The sequence below is a fragment of the Lysobacterales bacterium genome (genome assembly GCA_014946745.1).
GTDB lineage: Bacteria > Pseudomonadota > Gammaproteobacteria > Xanthomonadales > Xanthomonadaceae > Aquimonas.
Genome location: JADCRD010000003.1, coordinates 39647 through 62843 on the forward strand (window position 1 = coordinate 39647; position 23197 = coordinate 62843).

The 23197-nt window shown below is 65.7% G+C and carries 19 protein-coding genes; 8 read left to right on the forward strand and 11 right to left on the reverse strand.

The genetic code is table 11. The features are described from left to right. Positions 1–914 precede the first annotated feature (914 nt). From H4O13_16150 to acs, 10 genes are all read right to left on the reverse strand, one after another. Entirely contained in the window at positions 915–2786 is a 1872-nt protein-coding gene (locus H4O13_16150) for an AAA family ATPase (GenBank protein MBE5316926.1), read from the reverse strand. Between the two features lie 97 nt (positions 2787–2883). After that, positions 2884–3792 (reverse strand): hypothetical protein, encoded by a 909-nt coding sequence (locus H4O13_16155; protein MBE5316927.1) that lies wholly within the window; start codon positions 3790–3792, stop codon positions 2884–2886. 322 nt (positions 3793–4114) lie between these two features. Continuing rightward, positions 4115–6148 carry a S9 family peptidase gene (locus tag H4O13_16160; protein ID MBE5316928.1) on the reverse strand — a complete coding sequence of 678 codons (2034 nt, stop codon included), beginning with the start codon at positions 6146–6148 and terminating at the stop codon, positions 4115–4117. Between the two features lie 115 nt (positions 6149–6263). Beyond that, positions 6264–6713, reverse strand: coding sequence for a Cys-tRNA(Pro) deacylase (gene ybaK, locus H4O13_16165; protein ID MBE5316929.1), 450 nt, complete (start codon positions 6711–6713; stop codon positions 6264–6266). A gap of 384 nt (positions 6714–7097) precedes the next feature. Continuing rightward, the gene (locus H4O13_16170) at positions 7098–7439 is read right to left on the reverse strand and encodes a type II toxin-antitoxin system RelE/ParE family toxin (GenBank protein ID MBE5316930.1); all 342 of its coding nucleotides are present in this window, start codon (positions 7437–7439) and stop codon (positions 7098–7100) included. Next, the gene (locus tag H4O13_16175; protein MBE5316931.1) at positions 7432–7737 is read right to left on the reverse strand and encodes a type II toxin-antitoxin system Phd/YefM family antitoxin; all 306 of its coding nucleotides are present in this window, start codon (positions 7735–7737) and stop codon (positions 7432–7434) included. The genes H4O13_16170 and H4O13_16175 overlap by 8 nt, the downstream gene beginning before the upstream one ends. Positions 7738–7918: 181 nt before the next feature. Beyond that, positions 7919–8398: a Cys-tRNA(Pro) deacylase gene (gene ybaK, locus H4O13_16180; GenBank protein MBE5316932.1), complete on the reverse strand. Its 480-nt coding sequence runs from the start codon at positions 8396–8398 to the stop codon at positions 7919–7921. A gap of 184 nt (positions 8399–8582) precedes the next feature. Continuing rightward, positions 8583–8753 (reverse strand): hypothetical protein, encoded by a 171-nt coding sequence (locus tag H4O13_16185; GenBank protein ID MBE5316933.1) that lies wholly within the window; start codon positions 8751–8753, stop codon positions 8583–8585. A gap of 292 nt (positions 8754–9045) precedes the next feature. Next, positions 9046–9717, reverse strand: a complete 672-nt coding sequence (locus H4O13_16190) for a response regulator transcription factor (protein MBE5316934.1) — start codon at positions 9715–9717, stop codon at positions 9046–9048. A gap of 214 nt (positions 9718–9931) precedes the next feature. Next, positions 9932–11890, reverse strand: a complete 1959-nt coding sequence (acs, locus tag H4O13_16195) for an acetate--CoA ligase (GenBank protein ID MBE5316935.1) — start codon at positions 11888–11890, stop codon at positions 9932–9934. 306 nt (positions 11891–12196) lie between these two features. On the opposite strand from acs, the gene H4O13_16200 reads away from it, so the two are divergent. From H4O13_16200 to H4O13_16215, 4 genes are all read left to right on the forward strand, one after another. Next, positions 12197–13456, forward strand: coding sequence for a porin (locus H4O13_16200; GenBank protein MBE5316936.1), 1260 nt, complete (start codon positions 12197–12199; stop codon positions 13454–13456). 64 nt (positions 13457–13520) lie between these two features. Further along, positions 13521–13781 (forward strand): DUF4212 domain-containing protein, encoded by a 261-nt coding sequence (locus tag H4O13_16205; protein MBE5316937.1) that lies wholly within the window; start codon positions 13521–13523, stop codon positions 13779–13781. Between the two features lie 12 nt (positions 13782–13793). Further along, entirely contained in the window at positions 13794–15566 is a 1773-nt protein-coding gene (locus H4O13_16210; protein ID MBE5316938.1) for a cation acetate symporter, read from the forward strand. A gap of 159 nt (positions 15567–15725) precedes the next feature. Beyond that, positions 15726–16256 carry a hypothetical protein gene (locus H4O13_16215; protein MBE5316939.1) on the forward strand — a complete coding sequence of 177 codons (531 nt, stop codon included), beginning with the start codon at positions 15726–15728 and terminating at the stop codon, positions 16254–16256. A 27-nt stretch (positions 16257–16283) separates the two neighbouring features. On the opposite strand, the gene H4O13_16220 is transcribed toward H4O13_16215, so the two are convergent. Continuing rightward, positions 16284–16562 (reverse strand): hypothetical protein, encoded by a 279-nt coding sequence (locus tag H4O13_16220; GenBank protein MBE5316940.1) that lies wholly within the window; start codon positions 16560–16562, stop codon positions 16284–16286. 227 nt (positions 16563–16789) lie between these two features. Between H4O13_16220 and H4O13_16225 the strand changes: the two genes are divergently transcribed. From H4O13_16225 to H4O13_16240, 4 genes are all read left to right on the forward strand, one after another. Beyond that, complete coding sequence (locus H4O13_16225) at positions 16790–19756, forward strand: hypothetical protein (GenBank protein ID MBE5316941.1); 2967 nt, start codon at positions 16790–16792, stop codon at positions 19754–19756. Positions 19757–19821: 65 nt separating this feature from the next. Next, complete coding sequence (locus H4O13_16230; protein ID MBE5316942.1) at positions 19822–20439, forward strand: hypothetical protein; 618 nt, start codon at positions 19822–19824, stop codon at positions 20437–20439. 542 nt (positions 20440–20981) lie between these two features. Further along, positions 20982–21821: an alpha/beta hydrolase gene (locus H4O13_16235; protein MBE5316943.1), complete on the forward strand. Its 840-nt coding sequence runs from the start codon at positions 20982–20984 to the stop codon at positions 21819–21821. Between the two features lie 363 nt (positions 21822–22184). Continuing rightward, the gene (locus H4O13_16240) at positions 22185–23162 is read left to right on the forward strand and encodes a nitronate monooxygenase (protein ID MBE5316944.1); all 978 of its coding nucleotides are present in this window, start codon (positions 22185–22187) and stop codon (positions 23160–23162) included. Positions 23163–23197 lie beyond the last annotated feature (35 nt).

Below are 23197 nucleotides of genomic sequence, written 5' to 3' on the forward strand. Positions count from 1 at the left end.
CGAGGACAGGCAAAAGTGCCTGCTCGACGCTTGCGAAGTGCGCAAACAGCCCGCCGGCGAGAGCGCCAACACTGCCACCGAGAAGCAACTGATTACGCCTGGAACCCATCCATGCCATCTCTACAACCTCCATTCATGTACAACCTAGCGCCGTGTTAACCGGCCCGCGGCCGAGAGTGTTCGGTTCATTCGAAGCATGTCCCCGCAGGTCCGGTTGAACACAGAGTTAGACGAAAGCTCGAAGAGCGCGCGAAATTCGGGCTGTATGCCGTGAAACGGAGGGCCAAAACCAGGCCTCCGGCGACCCGAGCTCTGGGCTTGTTGGGAACCACTTCAACGCACGCTTCTGGGAATTGGCGCTAATGGAGGACGCGACCGTACTTGTGCCCCGAGCAAGAAGTTGGATCCACACCAATCCCCAACCCGAGAGCGCATGCCGGAATGAGCCAGCAGGAAAACCCGGCCCCTTCAGATCAATGCGGCGCTCCTGAACTTCCCCAAACATGTCTGGGTAGCGCAGGCCAAGATGAATGAGTGGGCCTCTCACACCAGAGCGCGCTTCCTCACAGTAAGAAAGCAACTCGTCCATGTTCGTGAATCGTCTGAGCTTCTCACCAATTGATGAATAGGCCTCCACGATCTCGGGTTCAGGGAACGCGAAGATCGCTTCACACACTTTGCGAATCGCGCCTTCTGGGACTGCAGAATAGGTAGGCATCTTTCGTCTACTCAATGTGGACGTCAAAGTGACGTCCAATCTGTCTTATAACTCGGGCCCCAACCCGCACGAACCCAAAAATCACCAGCAGTTTCAGCGCACTTCGTCCGGCCAGCGGAACAATCTGCGGCCGGAAATGGCGGAAATGGGGTCGGGTTCACTATCTATTGCGGAGAAAGTGAACCTGACCCCGTTATTAGCTAGTCTGTGTACTTTGTGCAAGGGCGAAATTAATGCGCTTCGGCACGTCATCATCTTTACCAAGGGCTATAGGAAAACCTCCAATCTCGAGAATCGCGCTCTCAATGGAAACGACAAGTTTGTCACCTTCAACCGCCAACCCGAATACTCTCGATCGCTCACCCAGTATGCTTCTGGCCAGCACATTGAAGCTTGTTGATGTGTCGCCGCTCTTGAATCTCTCGTGCGCGGGTGCAACAACCGAAAGCAACAGATCTCTCAACGCATCGGCTTCACAAATAATTTCCGCCCCTGAAGCATATTTAATGCATCGCGCCACGTCCGAATAGGTGGCATAAACATCTTGAGGCGAAAGCTGATTTAGGCTGTCGACTTCAATTACGGCAGCAGCTGGCTTACCAATCGAATTCAACTTGTCAGGCGCAAGGTAGTAGGACTCAATTGAGCCTCTGCGAAGAACGAAAAGACCACTCTGCTCCAACAAGTCAAGCAAGGCAATGAGTCTAGCCCTCATGCTTGTCCACGCGTCATCAGATGCCAGCTTCGACAAACCCATGTCAGAGGTAGTGAAAAGCGCACAGAAAGCAGATCGGCGCTTTGCCTTTGTATCTTCACCACTCTTCCGGTTTATCCAATATGGATGGACTTCGGCGAGTGAAGAAATCTCATCCCATCGGCTGTCCACCAATTTGCAGAAGTCAGCGTGTATCGTGCCGGCCATTTGGTTTGCGGACGCAAATCCTGACGAAATCGCACGTTGATCCGCTAGGGGATTTTCACTGAGGTAGGAGGTGACAAGATCGACTCCATCTGCAATACCATCTGCGTCTGTCAGTGAAACCGGAGTCTTTCCCAAAAGACGCAGCAACTTGCAAACGATCGGCATCTGGTCTTTACCGATAACAGGAAGCAGTTGCGATCCAGCAGCCTCCAGGTGCATATCTAACTTGCGCGCAAGCGAGCTACATATGATTACGTCAGATGGCCCTTCAACCAACAGAGGCCGCTTAGAAAACAGCGATAGTTTATGTTCTTGACCGAGGCGTGCGACTAGGTTCTGAATCTTTCTGTTTTTCAGTTCGCCCGCATCGGCCGGAATTTGAACGGGATCGGTCATAAGGTCATAGCAAAAGACTAGCGATAGCAGGTCCTCAGGGCTATGAATTTGAATCATCTCTGTTGAATGTGTGGCGATGATTACAATCTTTTTGTTTTTCTCTGCTGCTGGATCCCCCGAAACGCTAATTATCTCATTTAGAAGAAAAGCCTGCAGCTGAGGATGCAAGGACACCTCGGGTTCATCCAGAAGAAGTGCCCCCACATCATCATCATAAAGCGCGGCCAATACTCCAACCAATTGCATAAGGCCCGACGCTTCTCGGCCAGACGAATACGGCTCAACTTGGATATCCAATCGAGAAAACGATACGCTAAGGTTTCCTCCATCCCAGTCGATTAGGACATCACGCTTGAAGAGTTTACGCAATCTCTCCTGAATTTTTATCAAGATGTCAGCGCGCTCTGCAAGGGTTTGAAAATCCCCCGTTAAGGTTTCCATCTTGTGCCTAAGCTTTCCCTCACGTTTACTGCCATAGATTGCTTGATCGTAATTCGGTGAGCCCCCGCGTTGCCCGTCGTAGTCTGACCTAAACTGTTCCAGCAACCCCATTCGGCCAGCGGAAAGGAAACGGACATGTTTGCCGTTCATGTGTTCACTAAGACTTTGCTTAAGCCCCCTCAAAAGGTGCGTCTTGCCGGCTCCGTTTGGTCCAAGGAGCACCGTAAGCCCGCGGTGCAACGTGAGTTTGCGAGTGAACTTGCCATTGTGGCTCTGGATTTCTGCCGCCAGTTCTATAGGAAAGCTCACTTTCGTTACCTCGTAACGCTTCTCGAAACTTGCAGGGAATGGAGTCAAGTTGCTTTACTATGTGGGAAGAACTGAACCTGACCCCTTTGCCGCATGGTTAGAAGTCGATTTCCGACTGAGTATGCCGTGTCGGCGGAACCACTTCGATGACGTGTAGCACGGTGTGCACAACATGAACCACCTCACCGGTGTGACCATACGACACCTCTTGCCGCATGCGAACTCGCAGAGAATCGCCGGGGCGAACGGATTCCTCGCCGTTCTGAAAGCGAACAAGCCAATCATGATCTGCAATGGCAGCTTCAATTGAGTGGCCTGAGTACTTAAATGCCCACTTCGACCTGCCCAGGTAGTCAGGCTTCTTCACCTTGACGATGCGCGTATCCTCTGAAGCGAGGATTTCGCTTGTTAGAATCTCGCGAATCATCACTTCGTCAATGTGGAGACCTCGCGGAATCTCGACCTTTCCCATGGGGCTTTCGTAGAACACAACGTCTCGCTCGTCCAGGTAATGGACGGCGATCTGCAACTGGTTTAGATGCTCCAACAGCTGGTCTGTGCTGATAGGTTCGTACGCTGGAATCTCTCGAACACCGGTACGCTCTGCCAAAGTCTGCAGCTCGCCCTCAAGCGCTCGAACCTGCTGGATACTCTCAATCTTTTCGTTTTTGCCAAGCCACTCGATGACGCGGTACTTCGCTTTGACCAGGAAGTGCCCGATGATTTTCTTCGCATCGAGCTCGGATAGCGGACCATCCGGTATGGACGACAGGACGTTTCGAAGCCTCGATCTTATGGAGCCGGCAGTGATCTCTTCGAGTACGAGCTCAGTCGCCGCATCCCGGCCAAAGACACCAACCAGCTGCTTGTCGAGCGCGGCGAAGGTATCTACCAACAGTGCCATGGATTGAAAGACGCGTGACGGGCGCCCTTCCGACTTAGCGAAGTCCAAGTAGATCGCGAACCCTGAAGGCTCTTCGGTGGGGATTACCATGATCTCTGGCATCGACTTCTAACTAAAAGTGGACGACAGACTGAGGCTTAATCTGTCGTGTAACCGTTGCGCTTCTGTGCCCCGCCGCTGAAATCACATTCAAGCTCCGCTGCTTGCAACAGACGGGCGCACAGCACTGTCGCCTAATTCGCTTAGCGTCCTTCGGCGCGCCGAAGAAGCGCGTCCGACGCTACCTGAACAATCCAGGTGACTCAATCGCGCCTTGGGTCTCACCGCGTCCAAATACGCTACAGCCACCTACGGCTTGAAGGCCCCGATCAACCGCCCAACCCCGCCGACCGCTGAAAACCCAGCCGGCGGGGCCGCCCCAGCCTTACTCCCCCAAGCCCCCATGCTCCTCAAACCAGCGCTTCACCTGCTGGTACCAGAACACCGAGTTCTGCGGCTTCAGAATCCAGTGGTTCTCGTTGGGGTAGTACACGTAGCGCGTCGGTACGCCTTTCATCAACAGCGTCTGATACAGCTCCTGGCCGTGATTCACCGGTACGCGCAGGTCGGTCTGGCCGTGCACCACGAGCGTCGGCGTCTTGAAGTTCGCCGCGTGGTAGTGCGGTGAGGTCTTCTGGATCATTTCGCGGTTGGCCTCTTCCCAGAAGCCGCCGAAGCGCGGCAGCTCGCTGGCGAAGTCGGCGGCGTACTGGGTGTAGAGGTTGTAGACCGCGGCGTGTGCGACGAGGGCGCGGAAGGGGTGTTCGCGGCCCAGGATCAGGCTGGTGAGGTAGCCGCCGTAGCTGCCGCCGCCGGCGACCATGCGTTCGGCGTCAATCCACGGCTGCTGGGCGAACCATTCGGCGGCCTTGATTACGTCCTCGTAGGGCTTGTCGGCCCAGTTGGGGTTGATCGAATCGGTAAACGCCTGGCCGAAGCCCGAGCTGCCGTGGAAGTTCGGCCAGGCGGTGACATAGCCCCAGCTGCCGAACACCTGGGCGTTCCAGCGGAAGGCCATGCCGTTGGTGATGGCGTTGTGCGGGCCGCCGTGGATCAGCATGAAGAAGGGGTACTTCTTCGTCGTGTCGAAGCCCGGCGGGTAGTTCACCCACATCTGGATTTCGGCACCGTTGGCGCCGGTGTAGGTGATCGACTCGTAGGTGCCAAAGTCGGTGGCGGCCAGCAGGGCGTCGTTGATGGTCGAGAGCTTGGTGGTGCTGCCGCGGCGGGTGTCGATGGAAACGAGCGTCGGCGGCTCGATGAAGGTCTGGCGCAGGCCGACCAGGCGGCCGGACTTCGACAGGGCCAGCGAGCCGACCGATTCCACACCCGTCAGCGCGCGCGGTGCGCCATCGAGCGGCAGCTCGTAGACGCGCTCGGTGCCGGCGTCGTCGATCGAGGCGTAGAGGCGCTTGCTGTTGTCGGCCCACAGCGCGCCGCTGATGCTGCGGTCGAAGTCCGGGTACAGCTCGCGGGTGTTGCCGCTGCGGCGCTCGCGCAGCATCAGGCGCATGCGGTCGGCGTAGAAGCCCTTGATGCGCTGCTGGCTGTAACTGAGATAACGGCCGTCGGGGCTGTAGGCGGGGCTGCCGTCGTTGGCCGGGTTGTCGGCGGTGTGGTTGGTGGAGGCCTCGCTGCCCAGGGCCACGGTGAACACGTCGAGGTTGCTGCGGTTCGGCGCGGGGTCGGCGTCGGCCACGAAGGCCAGCTCGGCGCCGTCCGGCGACAGCGCGAACAGGCCGTCGGTGCCCTGCACGGCGGCGCGCGGCAGGCTGAAGCCGGTGGGCTGGGTCAGGGCCTGCACTTCACCGCCGGCGGCAGGCACGGCGAAGACGTGGAACTCGCGCTCGTCGAGGTACTGGTCCCAGGCGGTGACTGAGCCATCGAACACGCGCGCGGTCATCTTGCTGTTGGCGCGCTCGTCCAGGCGCTTGCCCTGATCGGCCAGCGGCAGGTCGGTGAACACGCGCGAGACGAAGGCGAGCTTCGATCCGTCGCCGATCCACTTCGGGCTCTGCACGCCGGTCGCCAGCGTGGTCAGGCGCGTGGCCTCACCGCCGTCGATCGGCATCACGTACAGCTGCGGGGCCTTGTCGTCTTCGCGCTGGGCGACGAAGGCGATGCGCCTGCCGTCGGGGCTGAACACCGGCGCGTTCTCGCCGCTGGTGTGGCTGGTGAAGCGGCGCTCGCCGCTGCCGTCGGCGTTCCAGAGCCACAGGTCGGTGTAGCCGCGGTCTTCCGCCATCACGAAGCGCGTCACTGGAGCCACGATGCGGCTGCCGTCGGGCGAGATGGTCGGCGTGCCGAGGCGCTGGATTTCCCAGCTGCGCTCGATGGTGAACGGCTGCTTGGCCGCGGTGTCCGCGAACGCGGGCAGGGCGGCGGCCAGCAGGCCAAGGCAAATCAGGTGTCGAAGCATCACGGGCGCTCCAGCGGGTGGAAAGCGTCGATGCTGGTCGGCGCCATCGCGCCGATCAAGTGCCGTCCGCCGTTATGGCTGGCGGGTTTCGTCGAGGGGCGCGTGAGCGATGTGTCTAGGCCGCCACGATCTCCGACACCTTCGCGCCCAGCACCTGCGCGAACACGCGCGGGTCGAGTTCGAGCTGCAGGCCGCGCTGGCCGCCGTTGCAGTAGACGGTGGTGTGCGCCAGCGCGGTTTGCTCGATCACCACGGGCAGGCGCTTCTTCTGGCCGAAGGGGCTGATGCCGCCGACGTGGTAGCCGGTGATGCGTTCGGCGGTGGGCACCGGCAGCATCGCGGCGTGCTTGCCGCCCAGCGCTGCGGCGAGCTTCTTCAGGCTCAGCTCGTGGTCGACCGGCAGGATGGCGCAGGCGGATTTGCCGTCGAGTTCGACCATCAGCGTCTTCAGCATGCGCGCCGCTTCGATACCCGGCGCGGCGGTTGCCTGCAGGCCGATGTTGGTGGCCTCGGGGTCGTAGTCGTAGGTGTGCAGTCGATATGCCACCTTCGCGGCATCGAGCATGCGGGTGGCGGGGGTGGCGCGGCACGTGGTGGCGTTTCCACCGCAGCGGTGGACGCGAGGCGAACAAGGTGTGAGGCGGGGTGGGGCTCACGGTGGGTCAAGACCCACCCTATGAGCTTCGCCTTCGCATAGGGTGGGTCTTGACCCACCGGAGCTCAATGCTTGCGGAGGTGATGGTCCGGGCCCTTCCCTTTGCCCCGCGTCGCGCGCACGGCGGCGTCCGGCCCGCGGTGATGTGGGTGTTCGCGGATCGGTGGGTCAAGACCCACCCTATGCAGTGCTGAGGCCTAACCCATCGTGGCGTTTCCATCGCGAGACCTCGCGCCAGCGAGCGCAGACCCGCGCCGGTAAGCGCGCTGCGGCGGCAAAGAATGCCGAGTGGGCTCAGGCCCCTGATGCCTTGAAGCGTGCTGGCTGCTGCAGCAACCAGGTCTGCAGGTCACGGCGGCTGTCGATGACCGCGACGACAAACACCGAGGTGTCTTCGACGCGATAGACGATGCGCCAGGGCGCTTCGATCACCTCGCGAAACCGCGTCCCTGCCAGCCGCCGCAGCTCCGGAACGATTCGCCCACGGGTCGACAGGCGAGCCAGCGACGTGGCCCGTCGTTCCAGAGCGTCGACGACTTCGAGAGCGTTCTCCAGACTGTCGTTCGCGATATGGAAGGCGATGGCGCGCAAGTCATCGCGCGCAGCATCCGACCAGAGAACGGTTCGCTCAGCCACGCGTGCGACGCGGGGATTTCGGCGATGCGGCTCGGGCTTCAAGGTCGCGGCGCAGGTCGGAGAACACCTGCGCCTGCGGGGTGACGCGGCCAGCACCGATATCGGCTTCGCCTGCGGCCACGATCTGCAGCATGGCAAGGGTTTCCTGCGTCTGCCGCCAGGATTCATAGCTCTGGACCACGGCGGTACCGCGGCCATTCTGGGTCAGCACGACGGGCGGCTGAGTCTGCAGACGCTTGATCCATCGGGCCGCGTCGTTCTTGAACTCGGTGAGGCTGATGATGTCCTCGCTAGGCACGGCAGCGCTCCGGTCTGAATTCGGACCGATGCTAGCACGCAAGCTGTCGGAAGCATCCGAGGGTGGCGGGCAAGGGCAGGGCCGCCAGCAGCTCGGCCTGATGGCTCCCTCGTGAGGTGCCGTGGATGATTGACGCAAGGTTTTCCGGGCCGCCGATCTCAAACACTTCAGTCCGCAGCGCTCACCCCGCCGCCACGATCTCCGCCACCTTCGCGCCCAGCAACTGCGCGAACACGCGCGGGTCGAGTTCGAGCTGCAGGCCGCGCTGGCCGCCGTTGCAGTAGACGGTGGTGTGCGCCAGAGCGGTTTGCTCGATCACCACGGGCACGCGCTTCTTCTGGCCGAAGGGGCTGATGCCGCCGACGTGGTAGCCGGTGATGCGTTCGGCGGTGGGCACCGGCAGCATCGCGGCGTGCTTGCCGCCCAGCGCTGCGGCGAGCTTCTTCAGGCTCAGCTCGTGGTCGACCGGCAGGATGGCGCAGGCGGATTTGCCGTCGAGTTCGACCATCAGCGTCTTCAGCATGCGCGCGGGTTCGATGCCGAGCGCGGAGGCAGCCTGCAGGCCGATGTTGGTGGCCTCGGGGTCGTAGTCGTAGGTGTGCAGGCGATATGCCACCTTCGCGGCATCGAGCATGCGGGTGGCGGGGGTGGCGCGGCTCATCGTGGTGTTTCCATCGCAGCGGTGGGAGCGCGGCATTGCAGTGTGGGGCGGGGCGGAGCTCATGGTGGACCGGGGCCCACCCTATGGGCTTCGCGCTTGCATAGGGTGGGTCTTGACCCACCGGAGCTCAACGCTCGCTTCGGTCATGCGCATCGCTTCGATCTCAAGGCTGGCCGCGGTCAATTCAATCGAAGCGATCCATAGGGTGGGTCTTGACCCACCGAAGCTCAACGCTTGCCTCGGTCAGCGCTGTCGGTTCGATCCAGTCGAAGCAATCCATAGGGTGGGTCTTGACCCACCGGAGCTCAACGCTTGCTTCGGTCACGCGCAGTTTTTCCATCTCGATGCTGGCCACGGTCAACGCGTCAGCAGCCGGCTTCCAGCAACGGTGTCGTTGGGGCGGCGTCGCGTGGTGTTGCGCGTGCATTGGGTGATGCGAGAGTTCCGCGGCGTTGGGTCAAGACCCACCCTATGAACAGCGCAGGTCTTCGCGGGTCACGCGACGGTGTGTCAAGACCCACCCTATGCGCAGCGCGAGTCTTTGCCGGTCGCATTGCGGTGGGTCAAGACCCAGCCTATCGGCAGCGCAATTCCTCGTGGGTCACGCGACGGTGGGTCAAGACCCAACCGATGCGGAAGGCGCGCGCCTACTCGTCGTCGTCCGCCGGCACCGCGGTTGCGCGGCCGTCGACGGTGAGCTTCGCGGCGAGCAGCACGGCTTGGGTGCGCGAGTGCGCGCCCAGCTTGCGCAGGATCGCGGTCATGTGGGCCTTGATGGTGGCCTCGCTGACGTTCAACTCGTAGGCGATCTGCTTGTTGAGCAGGCCGTTGCAGACCATGCTCAGCACGCGGTACTGCTGCGGCGTGAGTTCGGCGATGCGCGCGGCCAGAGCTTCCTCTTCCGGGTCCAGTGAGACGCCCGAGCCGCCGATGCCCGGCGGCAGCCAGGTGTCGCCGTCGAGCACGGCGTGGATGGCGCGACCGATCTGTTCGACCTCGGCCGATTTCGGGATGAAGCCCGAAGCGCCGTGACCCAGCGCGCGGCGCATCAGCGCCGGGTCTTCGCGCGCGGAGACGATCAGGATCGGCAGGGTCGGAAACGCCGCGCGCAGATGCACCAGTGCCGAGAAGCCATGCGCGCCCGGCATGTTGAGATCGAGCAGCAGCAGCTCGGCGCGCGGGTGTCGCGCGGCCAGCTCGCTCAGGCTGTCGACCGAGTCGGCTTCGAGCAGACGCGCGTCGGGCAGGATCTGCGCCACCGTGCGGCGCAGGGCGTCGCGGAACAGCGGATGGTCGTCGGCAATCAGGATGTCGCGCATGAGTTCGCTGGCCTCGTGCTCCGGGTGGGCGCCGGCCCAAGCCTGCGCCGGGCGCTCAGATTCGTCCATGTGGCCGCGGGCTTCGCTGGAACCGGCCATGGCGGTGTCCTCGCTTGCGCAACCCGGCGGGCGCCGCAGCGGCCCTGAACGCATCGACGGCGTGCCCACGCGGCAGTGCCCGGCCGGTCCACGACGGCGCTGCGCGGGCAGTCGATCACTTGAGGAAGCGCTCGCGCACCAGGTTTTCGACCACGCTGGGGTCGGCCAGGGTCGATGTGTCGCCCAGCTGGTCGGGCTGGTTCTCGGCGATCTTGCGCAGGATGCGACGCATGATCTTGCCCGAGCGGGTCTTCGGTAGGCCCGGCGCCCACTGGATGAAATCGGGCGTGGCGATCGGGCCGATCTCCTTGCGCACCCACAGCGCCAGCTCTTTGCGCAGCTCTTCGCTGGGCTGCTCGCCGGCGTTCAAGGTGACGTAGGCATAGATGCCCTGGCCCTTGATGTCGTGCGGGCAGCCGACCACCGCGGCCTCGGCCACCTTGGGATGCGCGACCAGCGCGCTTTCGACTTCGGCCGTGCCCATGCGGTGGCCGGAGACGTTGATGACGTCGTCGACGCGGCCGGTGATCCAGTAGTAGCCGTCCGCGTCGCGGCGCGCGCCGTCGCCGGTGAAATAGGTGCCGGGGAAGGTCTTGAAGTAGGTGTCGATGAAGCGCTGGTGGTCGCCGTAGACCGTGCGCATCTGGCCGGGCCAGGAGTCCAGCAGCACCAAGTTGCCTTCGGTCGCGCCCTCCAGCCGCTTGCCCTCGCCGTCGACGATGGCGGGGCGCACGCCGAAGAAGGGCAGGGTGGCCGAACCGGGCTTCTGCGCGATCGCGCCGGGCAGCGGCGTGATGAGGATGCCGCCGGTCTCGGTCTGCCACCAGGTGTCGACGATCGGGCAGCGGCTGTCGCCGACGACGCGGTAGTACCACTCCCAGGCCTCGGGGTTGATCGGTTCACCCACTGAACCCAGCAGGCGCAGGCTGGCGCGCGAAGTGCGTTTGACCGGCGCTTCGCCCTCGCGCATCAGCGCGCGGATCGCCGTGGGCGCGGTGTAGAACAGGGTGACCTGGTGCTTGTCGCAGACGTCCCAGAAGCGGCTGACGCTGGGGTAGTTGGGCACGCCCTCGAACATCAGGCTGGTGGCGCCGTTGGCGAGTGGGCCGTAGACGACATAGCTGTGGCCGGTGACCCAGCCGACGTCGGCGGTGCACCAGAATACGTCGTCCTCGCGCACGTCGAAGATCGCCTCGTGGGTCAGGCTGGCGTAGAGCAGGTAGCCGCCGGTGGTGTGCAGCACGCCCTTGGGTTTGCCCGTGCTGCCCGAGGTGTAGAGGATGAACAGCGGGTCTTCCGCGTTCATGCGCTCGGGCTCGCAGGTGTCGGGCTGGCCTTCGACCAGCACGTCGTACCAGCGGTCGCGCGGGCTCTGCATGTCGATGGCGCCGCCGGTGCGGCGGACCACGATCACGGTCTCGACGCAGTTGGTCTCGGTGTTCTTCAGCGCCGCATCGACATTGGCCTTGAGCGGCACGTGTTTGCCGCCGCGCATGCTCTCGTCGGAGGTGATCACGAGCTTGCTGCCGCAGTCGGCGATGCGTCCGGCCAGCGCATCCGGCGAGAAGCCGCCGAACACGATCGAGTGCACCGCGCCGATGCGCGCGCAGGCCAGCATGGCGACCGCCGCTTCCGGAATCATCGGCAGGTAGAGCGTGACGCGGTCGCCGCGCTTCACACCCAGGTTGCGCAGCGCATTCGCGAGTTTGCAGACGCGCGCATGCAGGTCGCGGTAGCTGACGTGGGCGGATTCGTCGGGGCTGTCGCCTTCCCACAGGATCGCGGTCTTGTCGCCGCGCGTGGCCAGATGACGGTCGAGGCAGTTGACGCTGACGTTCAGCTCACCGTCCTCGTACCAGCGAATGTGCAGGTCCTCGGCCTTGAAGCTGACGTCCTTGACCTTGGTCGGCTTCTTGAACCAGTCGAGGCGCTCGGCCATGCGGCCCCAGAAGCCGACGTTGTCCTCGATCGATTCGCGGTAGAGGCGCTCGTAGTCCTCACGGCGATAGCGGGCCTTGGCGGCGAACTCGGCGGACGCGGCGTAGATGGGGCCGCTGCTGGCTTCATTGGACATGGCTTCCTCCCTTGACTGAGCCGTGGCGCTCGGGCTGTTCTGCCACGGACAGATGCCGTGCGCCCGCGCGAGCAGGTGAGGAGTCTAGCCCCGCCGCGAGGCGTCGCGGCGTCGCGGTCGACCATGGTCGAAGGTCCGCTGCCTCTGCCGCAGCCCAAGCGGCCGCAGTTAGACCAACGTGGAATGGAATGCTGCACCGCGCCGCAGCCATGCTCGCCCCGCATCCTCGGGAGGGAGTGCCCTATGTTCAAACAAAAAACATTCAAACGCGGGCCATTGGCTCTGGCGATCGCTGGCCTCTTGGCGATGGGACCGGCGCTGGCGCAGAGCGAACGCGAAGCCCAGCTCGAAGCGCGCATCGCTGAGCTTGAGCGCCTGGTGGGTGAGCTGGTCAAGCAGCAGGCGCCCGCCGCCGCGCCCGCTGCGTCCGCGGCACCTGCAGCGCCTGCCGCGCCGCCCGTGCAGTCGGTGAGCATCGTGCCGGGCGCGAATCCCGGCACGCGCTTCAGCTATGGCGGCTTCATCAAGGTCAACAGCACCTACACCGACTACAGCGATGGCAACCCGCCGGCCGGCAGCCTGGCGCGCGATTTCTACCTGCCGGGTGCGATTCCCGTCGGCGGGCCCGGCGAGTCGGCGGTGTTCGACAGCCACGCCAAGCAGTCGCGCTTCTGGTTCGCGACCGATACGGTGCTGGACAACGGCGACAAGCTCGCCTCGCGCATCGAACTCGATTTCGGCGTGCCGACCGGTGGCGATGAGCGCAACACCAACACCTACAACCCGGTACTGCGGCGCGCGTACTTCACCTACAACAACTGGCTGGCGGGCCAGGAGTGGACGAACTTCATGGAGCTCGCGGCGCTGCCCGAGACCGCCGACTTCATCGGCCCCACCGAGGGCATGATCTTCGACCGCCAGGCGCAGGTGCGCTACACGAGCGGCGCCTGGGCGCTGTCGGCGGAGAATCCGCAGACGACGCTGCTGCCCTTCGGCGGAGGCGCGCGCATCGTGTCCGATGAGAACACCCTGCCCGACCTCACCGCGCGCTATATGCGCAAGGGCGATTGGGGCCTGCTCTCGGTGGCCGGCATAGCGCGACAGCTGCGGCTGGAGACGCCGGCCGGTGCGGAATCCGCGAACGGCTACGGTGTCAGCGTCACCGCCAAGCTGCTGTTCGGCGCCAACGACTTGCGGCTGATGGCGACGGCGGGTTCGGGCATCGGCCGCTACCTCGGCCTCAACTTCTTCGAGGACGGCGTGCTCGATGCGCGCGGCGAGATCGATCCGCTCGACGTGGTCGCCGCCTACGCCGCATGGCGTCAGGTCTGGGCCGGCAGCCTGCGCTCCAACTTCATCCTGGGCTACACCTCGGCCGACAACGACCGCGCGCTCACTGGCTTGAATGCGAACGCCGAGGCATCGAGCGCGCGGGTCAATCTGTTCTGGACGCCCGCGCCCAAGCTCGACGTCGGCATCGAGCTGTCGACCGCCAAGCGCGAACTGGAGCGTGGCACCAGCGGCACCCAGAACCGCATCGATCTGATGGCGCGCTACGCCTTCTGAGGCATCACGGAGCCCGCCGCGTGACCTGCGCGGCGGGTGTCAAGGGAATCCAGGGAGACACCCCATGTCAGGCAACAAGTCACCTGCGGAGTACTGGAAGGCCAATGTGCGGATCATCAGCATCTGCATGGCGATCTGGGCGCTCGTTTCGATCGGCTTCGGGATCGTGCTTCGGCCGCTGATCTCGGGCATCCAGTTCGGCGGCGCCGACCTCGGCTTCTGGTTCGCCCAGAACGGCTCGATCTACGTGTTCATCGCGCTGATCTTTTTCTACACCGGGTACATGAACCGACTCGACCGCGCCTACGGCGTGGACGAGCAGTAAGGAGCGCGACCCATGGACCAATTCACCATCAACCTGCTTTTTGTCGGCGGCTCGTTCGCGCTCTACATCGCGATTGCGATCTGGGCGCGCGCCGGCTCCACCTCGGAGTTCTACACCGCGGGCGGCGGCGTTGGCCCTGTGGTCAACGGCATGGCCACGGCCGCCGACTGGATGTCGGCCGCCAGCTTCATCTCGATGGCCGGCCTGATCGCCTTTGTCGGCTACGGCAACTCGGTCTATCTCATGGGATGGACGGGCGGCTATGTGCTGCTGGCGCTGCTTCTGGCGCCCTACCTGAGAAAGTTCGGCCGCTTCACGGTGCCGGACTTCATCGGTGACCGCTTCTACAGCCGCAACGCGCGACTGGTCGCGGTGGTCAGCCTGCTGATCATGTCGATCACCTATGTCATCGGCCAGATGACCGGCGCAGGCGTGGCCTTCTCGCGCTTCCTCGAAGTCGACACCAATACCGGCCTGATGATCGCCTCCGCCGTGGTGTTCGTGTACGCGGTGCTCGGCGGCATGAAGGGCATCACCTACACCCAGGTGGCGCAGTACATCGTGCTGATCATCGCCTACACCATCCCGGCGGTCTTCATCTCGCTGCAGCTCACCGGCAATCCGCTGCCGCAGCTGGGCCTGTTCTCCGAGCACGCCGCCAGCGGCACGCCGATCCTGCTCAAGCTGGACCAGATCCTGGTGGAGCTGGGCTTCAACAACTACACCGGCAATCACGGCTCCACCCTCAACATGGTGCTGTTCACCCTGTCGCTGATGGTCGGCACCGCCGGCCTGCCGCACGTGATCATCCGTTTCTTCACCGTGCCCAAGGTGTCCGATGCCCGCAAGTCGGCGGGCTGGGCGCTGGTGTTCATCGCCCTGCTGTACACGGTCGCACCGGCAGTGGGTGCGATGGCGCGGCTCAACATCATGACCACCATCTACCCGGAGGGCACGACCGCGCAGTCGGTGGCCTTCGACGAGCGCCCGGACTGGATGCGCAACTGGGAGAAGACCGGGCTGCTGAAGTTCGAAGACAAGAACGGCGACGGCCGCATCCAGTACTACAACGACACCAGCGAGAGCTTCAAAGCCGAGGCCGAAGCGCGCGGCTGGAAAGGCAACGAGATGGTGACTTTCAACCAGGACATCCTCGTGCTCGCCAACCCGGAAATCGCGCAGCTGCCGGGCTGGGTGCTGGGCCTGGTGGCGGCGGGTGCGCTGGCGGCGGCATTGTCGACCGCGGCGGGCCTGCTGCTGGCGATCTCGGCGGCGATCAGCCATGACCTGATCAAGTCCACGCTGAAGCCGGACATCACCGAGAAGGGCGAGCTGATGTCGGCGCGCGTGTCGATGGCGGTGGCGATCGTGCTGGCCACCTGGCTGGGCATGAATCCGCCGGGCTTCGCGGCGCAGACCGTGGCCCTGGCCTTTGGCCTCGCGGCGTCCTCGCTGTTCCCGGCGATCATGATGGGCATCTTCTCGAAGAACATGAACTCGACCGGCGCGATCGCGGGCATGCTGGTGGGCCTGCTGTCCACCTGCCTCTACATCTTCACCTACCTGGGCTGGTTCTTCATTCCGGGCACCAACATGCTGGAGAACGTGCCGGCCAACTGGATGTTCGGCATCGCGCCCTACGCCTTCGGTGCGATCGGCGCTCTGCTGAACTTCGCCACCGCCTATGCCGTGCTGGCGGTGACCCAGCCGGCGCCCGCGCACATCCAGGCGCTGGTGGAAAGCATCCGCATTCCGCGCGGTGCGGGTGCGGCCACGCACCATTGAGCGGGCCTCAAGATCCGTGAACTGCAGCGGCCCGTCCCTTCGCAGGGGCGGGCCGCTGCCTGTCCGGAGCCACTCCGCCGATGCAGCGGGCGTGCTGCCGCTGTCACCTGCCACACTTCACGCGCCCTGTTTGCGGGCACGCCTGTCCTGGAGCTCCGCATGCTGTTCGAACTGATCGCGGTGTTCGCCGCCGGCTTCTGCCTCGCCGGCTTGGCGCTCGGCCTGCGCTGGCTGCTGCGCGGGCGAGCGCCGGTATGGCTGGTGCCGGTCGCGGCCGGGCTGGGCATGCTCAGCTACGCCGTGTGGTCGGAGTACAGCTGGCTGGAGCGCGCGCGCGGCACGCTGCCGCGCACGGCCGAAGTGGTATCGACGAACGAGGCACAGGCCTGGTATCGGCCGTGGACGTACGCGGTGCCCCAGGTGAACCGCCTGATCGCCGTGGACCGCGCTGAGCTCAAACGCAATCCCACGCAGCCGGGCAAGGTGCTGGCCGGGGTGATTCTGATGGGGCGTTGGGAGCCCACCCGCCGAATCGGTGCGATGTTCGACTGCACCGAAGCGCGGCGCGCCGATCTGGTGGACGGCGTGCGCTTCGATGAAGCGGGTGCGCTGCAGGGCGCGCGCTGGATTGATCTGGACGCGGCCGACCCGTTGCTGGCGGCGGTATGCCGCGAGGATGCCGCGGGCTGAGCCCAGGGGCGGCGCCCCCTCGCCCGATCAGGCCGAGGGCGAATCCTGCGCGGCCGCGGCTTGCTGGGCGCGGCGGCGGGCTTCGGCTTCGAGCCGCAGGCGTGCCACTTCGACCGGATCGACGATGGCACCGCCGCTTTGCGACACGCTTTCGATGCGCGACTGCACCAGCAGCAGGGTGCCCCAGACCATGGCGACCAGCGCGATCGCCAGCAGCGGGAAGGCGATGAGCACGGTCTGGCTCTTCAGCACAACAGCGAAACAGACCAGCGAAAGCCCGAACAGGGCCCAGGGTTTCCATGCCATGGCAAGACTCCGGCGCGCCTGACGGCGCAGGTTCGTGGGTAGACACTAGGGCGGCAGCGCCCGGGGGCGAAGTGTAGTGTGCCTTCGGACCGCGCGTCGGGCCGCCCATCGGCTTGCTGACGCTTTTGCCGGCGGCGTGTCGCGTTTACGCCCCGGATTTCGTACCTGCGTTGACAGGCCCGCTTCCTGCGGGTTCCCCCACACCTGCTGTTGCCCGGAGTTCCACCATGCATCTCTCTCGATTGCGCAACCTGGCTAGCTTGGCGGCGCTGGGTTTGGCCGCGCCCTGTGCGGCGGGGCCGGGCGTCTGGACCGGCAGCGGCCCCGATGGCGGCTCGGTCTATGACGTCGAGATCCATCCCACCAGTCCGGCGCTGGTCTATGCCTCCACGCGCGGCGGCATTTACCGCAGCGTCGATGGCGCCAGCACCTGGCAGCGCATCGAGAACGGCTTTGGCGCCGGCAGTCGCGAGGATGTCAAGCTGACCCTCGATCGCGATGCGCCCAACCAGCTGTGGGCCGTCAACTTCGGCGGTCGCCTGTTCCGCAGCAGCGACGGCGGCGACAACTGGACGCCCACCGGATGGACCTCGACTTCGCCAGTGCGGGCGATCGCCGATGTGCCAGGAGTCAGCGGTCAGCTGTATGTCATCGACAACAGCGGCAGCCTGCTGCGCAGCACAGACAACGGTACGACCTTCGCGCCCCTGGGCTTGACCTTGCCCCTGCAGCCCATCGCCGAGCTGCGTCTGTTTACTCAGCCGGGCCGCCCTTTGGAGCTGGTGGTTGGCGTGAGCTACGTGACCGGCACGGGCGGTCCGGACACGCGCGTCGCCCTGCACCGCAGCGTCGACGGCGGCGCCAGCTTCACCCCGCTGCTGACCCTGCCGGCGGAAGCATCGATGTTCGCCGTCGACTTCAGCCGTGGCCCCGGTACGCGCCTGTATGCCGCGGCCAACGGCCAGCTCTGGCGCAGCAACGACGATGGCCTGAACTGGACGCTCACGGGCTTGTCCGCCCAGCGTGTGCGCGCCCATCCCAGCGTCGCCGATACCGTCTGGCTGGGGCAGTCGCTGCAGGACGGCAGCGGCAATCTGCGCCGCAGTACCGACGGCGGCGTCTCGGCAGTCGACATCGCCACCGGGCTGTCGCCCAACCCGGGCTACGGCTCGACCGCGGCGGTGTCGGAGATCGTCTTGCACCCGCAGTACCCGACGGTGCCGCGGCTGTTCGTGGCGGCGGTCGACGGCGGTCTGTTCGTCTCCGACAACGACGGCGTGAGCTTCAGCACGGCCCAGCAGGGGCTGGCGTCGATCAACGTGCGCGCGCTGGCGGTGCTGCCCAACCCGGCCTTCGCCGGCACCAGCAACCGGCGCATCTACGCGGGCTACGGCGATGCCTTCAACGCCGCCCTGCCGCTGCACTGGAGCATCAACAGCGGCGCGACCTGGACCGGCCGCAGCGTCGGCCTGCGCGGTCTGCAGGTGCGCAGCCTCGCGATCGATCCGACCACGGTCGGCAACAGCGCGGGTGCCCTGGCCTCGACGGTGATCTATGCCGGCGGGCGCTCGGCGCAGCCCTTGGCGCTGCGCAATGCCGGCCTGTACAAGAGCAGCGACGGCGGCAACAGCTGGGTCAGCATCGAGGCCGGCCTGCCGACGTCAGGCACGCCCGCCGCCGCGTTCCTTGGCACGGTGCGCCAGATCACCCTCGACCCGCGCTCCTGCGCCAGCCCGCCGGTCAGCGGTGCCTGCACGAGCGGGCCGCTGCAGACCCTGTATGCGACCAGCAACGGCTTCTCGACGTCCGTGGTGGGTGTGGACGGCGTGCGCCGACAGCAGCTGAGCCATCGTGTCATCAAGTCGACCAATGGCGGGGGGCTCTGGGCGAACGCCGAGACCGGCCTGCCGCTGCAGTACGGCCCGGTCCAGGGCACTGCGCCCAACGAGTTCCAGAACCTGCGCAGCTGGGCGGTGCCGGTACCGCTGGTGCTGAACCCGCAGAATCCGCAGGTGGGCTATCTGGGCACCTTCCTCAGCACCAGCGATGACATTTCCCTGACCCCGCCGACCCTCGCCAGCGGCGTGTTCAAGACCGTCGACGGCGGCGCCACCTGGAACCACGCCAGCGCGGGCTTGCCGACCTATCCGGGCAGCAGCGCCACCGCGTTCGATGTGCTGGCCTTGGCCATCCATCCGACCAATCCGGACATCCTCTGGGCCACCGCGGTCAATCTGCGCGACGGTGTCAATCCGCGCCAGGGCTTCGTCTACAAGAGCACCAACGGCGGCGTGAGCTGGAGCAACAGCTCGACGGGCTTGAGCACGGACGTCGACATTCGCGCCCTGCTGGTCGATGCCGGCAACCCGAACGTGCTGTACGCGGCCGGTGCGGGCACGCTGTCCAACCCCGGCTCGGTGTTCAAGAGCGAGGACGGCGGCGCCAGCTGGCGTTCGCTGAGCGTGGGTCTGCCGGCAGATGCCGCGCTGGCCCTGCATATCGACCCCTTCAACCCGACCCTGCTGTACGCCGGCACCAATGCCGCGGTCTGGCAGATCGAGCAGGTGCCCGATGCCGATGGCGACGGCGCGCCCGACCAGGTTGAGGGCAATGCGCCCAACGGCGGCGATGGCAACGGCGACGGCCAGTCCGATGCGCAGCAGGCGCGCGTGGGCTCCGCCATCGCACTGCTGGGCGCGCGCGCGGGCGATGGCAAGCAGGCGCTGGTGGCGGGCTCGTTCACTGCCACCGTGGTCAGCGGCACCGGCGCCGGCTGTCAGCGCCTGAACGATGTGCAGGGCGTGGTCGCCGCCCGCAACGGCCGCGACTGGCTGCCGGGCGGTGAAGGCCTGGGGCGCTTCTTCGCCTACCCGCAGGACCTGGTGCGCTTCGAGCTGCGCGAGTGCAGCGAGGCCGTGGTGGACATCCGCTTCCACGCCCCGGGCCTGGATTTCGGCGGATCCGACTGGAGCTGGCGCATGTACGGCCCGTCGCAGCCGGGCAACGATGCCAGCATGGGCTGGTACGACCTGTCCTCGCGCGCGCAGCGCATCGATGCCCGCACCTGGCGAGTCAGCCTGCAGGCCAACGAATTCGGCAGCTACCGCCCGAGCGACAGCGCCATCCTGTTCGTCGGTGGCCCGGCCTTCTTCGCCACGGGCGTGTTCGGCAACGGCTTTGAGGCCACGCCCTGAGCCTGTCGTGATCCAGCGCTCGGCTCCGTAGCACGCCCGGTCCGCATGAAGCAGAGGGAAGCACGATGAAGAACGCAAAGCTGTTGGGTGGCTGCCTCGCCGTGGCCCTGCTGTTGCTGGTGGTCGGCGGCGGAGCGCTGTACTGGATCGTGCTGCGGCCGCTGTGGCAGGGCGCCAGCGCTCTGGTCGACACGGCCCAGCAGTGGCAGCAGGTAGCGCAGCTGGAGCAGGAGGTGCGCAATCGCGAGCCCTTCCAGGCACCCTCCGACGGCCGTCTCGACGCCGGTCGCGTGGCCGCACTGGTGGCCGTGCAGCAGGCCATGTCGGCGCGGCTTGGCGATCGCTGGCAGCAGCTGGAGGCCAAGTACGAGGAGCTCAAATCCGACCAGCAGCCCGACGGCCGCGAGCCCGGCGTACAGGACATGTTCGTCGCCTATGCCGACATCGCCGGCCTGATCGTCGAGGCCAAGCGCGCCCAGGTCGAAGCCCTGAACGCGCAGGGGCTGTCGCTGGAGGAGTACCGCTGGATCCGCGCGCAGTCGTTTGCCGCACTCGGTCTCGCGACACAGGGCGGCGCACCGGCCGCGCTGGCCGGCAGCGAGGTCGCCGCGAACGCCGAACTGCTGCGCCCGCATCGCGATCTTCTCGTCAAGACAGCAGCCAGCGCCTGGCTGGGGTTCTGAGAGCCTCTTTGCTCCGCATCGCGGTGCGGGTGCTTCTGAAGAATCTCGAGTTCGTCAGCTTGCGCACCGTGTAGGAGCCTGCTCGCAGGCGACCGCGGCCTGCGCCTCGCACCCACCTTGCGCCCGGCCCTCAGCCTGCGGGTCGCGAGCAAGCTCGCTCCTACAAACAGCCGGGATCGGGATTTGGGATTCGTACAGCCCCCACTGCCACTGCCAAGCGCACGCTCTGCTCTTTGTAGGAGCCTGCTTGCAGGCGACTGCAGCCTGCGCCCAGCGCCGACCTTGCGCCCGGCCCTCACCCTGCGGGTCGCGAGCACGCTTGCTCCTGCAAGCAGACGGGATTCGGGATTCGGGATTCGTAGAGCCCCACGGCCACTGCCAAGCGCAGCCCCTGCGCCTTGGTCTGGGGCCGGCGGCGCGGTGGACCCGGCGCGCTGCACGGGCGGATGTGCGGAACCGTCTCCGGTGGGCCTTTCGACCCTTCCGTCGCGCGCGCGGGCTACCCCATACTCCGGCGTACAGCTGTTGGAGCGCGCTCTCGAATGCACAGTCACACCTTTGCCGGCGCGGCCGGACTGCGACTCGCCGCGAGCGTGGGTGGCCCGCTGGAGGGCCAACCGATTGTGCTGCTGCACGGCGGTGGCCAGACCCGCCACGCCTGGCGTCACGTCGCCGCGGATCTCGCCCGCGCCGGTCGCCGCGTCATCAGCCTTGATCTGCGCGGCCACGGCGACAGCGCCTGGTCGGCCGAGGCCGACTACAGCTTCGACGGCTTCGCTGCCGACCTGCGCGAAGTGCTGGCAACGCTGACCGAACCCCCGGCCCTGGTCGGCGCCTCACTGGGCGGGCTGACCTCGCTGCTGGTCGCGGGCGAAGACCCGCCGGTCGAGCTGCGCGCGCTGGTGCTGGTCGATGTGGTCCCGCGCCTGGAGCGCGAGGGCGTGATGCAGATCGTGCGCTTCATGCTGGCGCATGCCGACGGCTTCGCCAGCCTCGATGAGGCCGCCGATGCTGTCGCCGCCTACCTGCCGCATCGCCCGCGCCCGGAGAGCGCCGCCGGCCTGCGCAAGAACCTGCGCGAGGGTGCCGATGGCCGCCTGCGCTGGCACTGGGATCCAAAGCTGCTGCTCGGCGAGCGCGTGCCCGACCCCGAGCCCGCCATCGCGCGCTTCGAGGCAGCGTGTCGACACGTGCGCGTGCCGACCCTGCTGGTGCGCGGCGCGCGCAGCGAGATGGTGACCGAGGCGGGCGTGCAGGATTTTCTGCGCCTGATTCCCGCCGCCGAGTACATCGACGTGAGCGAGGCCGGCCACATGGTCGCCGGCGACGATAACGACGCCTTCAACGTGGCGGTCAAGAATTTCCTGGCGCGGCTGCCGTGAACCTGATTGCCGCTCCGCGCACCGCGACCCCCATAGGGTGGGTCTTGACCCATCATGAGCTGGATACTCGCCTCGGACTTCGCTTGTCGGCTGCCGCTGGCAGCCGATGCTGTCCGGAGCCCGAGCGAAGCGAAGGTCGGTCGGGGGAGAGGGGTGGAAGTCCTGCGGCGAGCGTTGCCCCCTCTCCCCAACCCCTCTCCCGCGAGGGGAGAGGGGCTCGCCCCGGTGGCCTGCGAGGCTGCGCCCCAGCCCAAGCCCAAGCCCAAGCCCAAGCCCAAGCCCAAGCCCAAGCCCAAGCAGCAGCCTCACGCGCTCGCCCATAAGCACGTCCGCCCATCCCTCTCCAAGCCCATCGGAGCCCCCATGCCCCTTCCCGCCTTGCTCGAAAACCGCCTGCGTCTGCCGCTCGTTGGCGCGCCGATGTTCATCGTCTCCGGCCCCGAGCTGGTGGCCGCGCAGTGCAAGGCCGGCATCGTCGGCAGCTTTCCATCGCTCAACGCGCGGCCGCTGTCGCAGCTGGACGAATGGCTGGCCCAGCTCAGCGAGGACCTCGGCGCGGCGCATGCGGCCTCAACGCCAGGCGACCCGGTGGCGCCCTTCGCGGTCAACCTCATCGTGCACGCCAGCAACAATCGTCTGGCCGAGGATCTGAAGCTGGTCGAGAAGTACCGGGTGCCTGTGGTGATCACCAGCCTGTCGCCGCCCGCGGAAGTTGTTGCGGCCGTCCACGGCTACGGCGGCGTGGTCTTCCATGACGTGATCAGCCGGCGTCATGCGGAGAAAGCCGCGGCGCAGGGCGTGGACGGGCTGATCGCCGTCTGCGCCGGTGCGGGCGGCCATGCGGGCCCCTTGAGCCCGTTCGCGCTGGTGCGCGAGATCCGCCAGTTCTATCCGGGCACGATCCTGCTGTCGGGGGCGATGGCCTCGGGCGCGGACGTGCTGGCGGCGCAGGCGATCGGTGCGGATCTCGCCTACCTCGGCACGCGCTTCATCGCCACGCCGGAGGCGCGCGCGGTCGACGACTACAAGCAGATGCTGGTGGACTGCCGCGCCGAGGACATCGTCTACAGCTCGCTGTTCACCGGGGTCAAAGGCAACTATCTGAAGCCCAGCATCACCCGCGCCGGCTTCGATGCCGACAACCTGCCCGAGGCCGACAAATCGAAGATGGACTTCGGCTCCGGCGGCAATACCGATGCCAAGGCCTGGAAGGACATCTGGGGCGCAGGGCAGGGCGTGGGCGGCATCCATGCGGTGCAGCCGGTGCGCGAGCTGGTGCTGCAGATGCAGGCCGAGTACCGCGAGGCCGTGCAGCGGCTGGAGCGCATCCGCTCGACCTGAGTTCGCGCCCGACCCCGCGGCTTTCGACGCCCTGG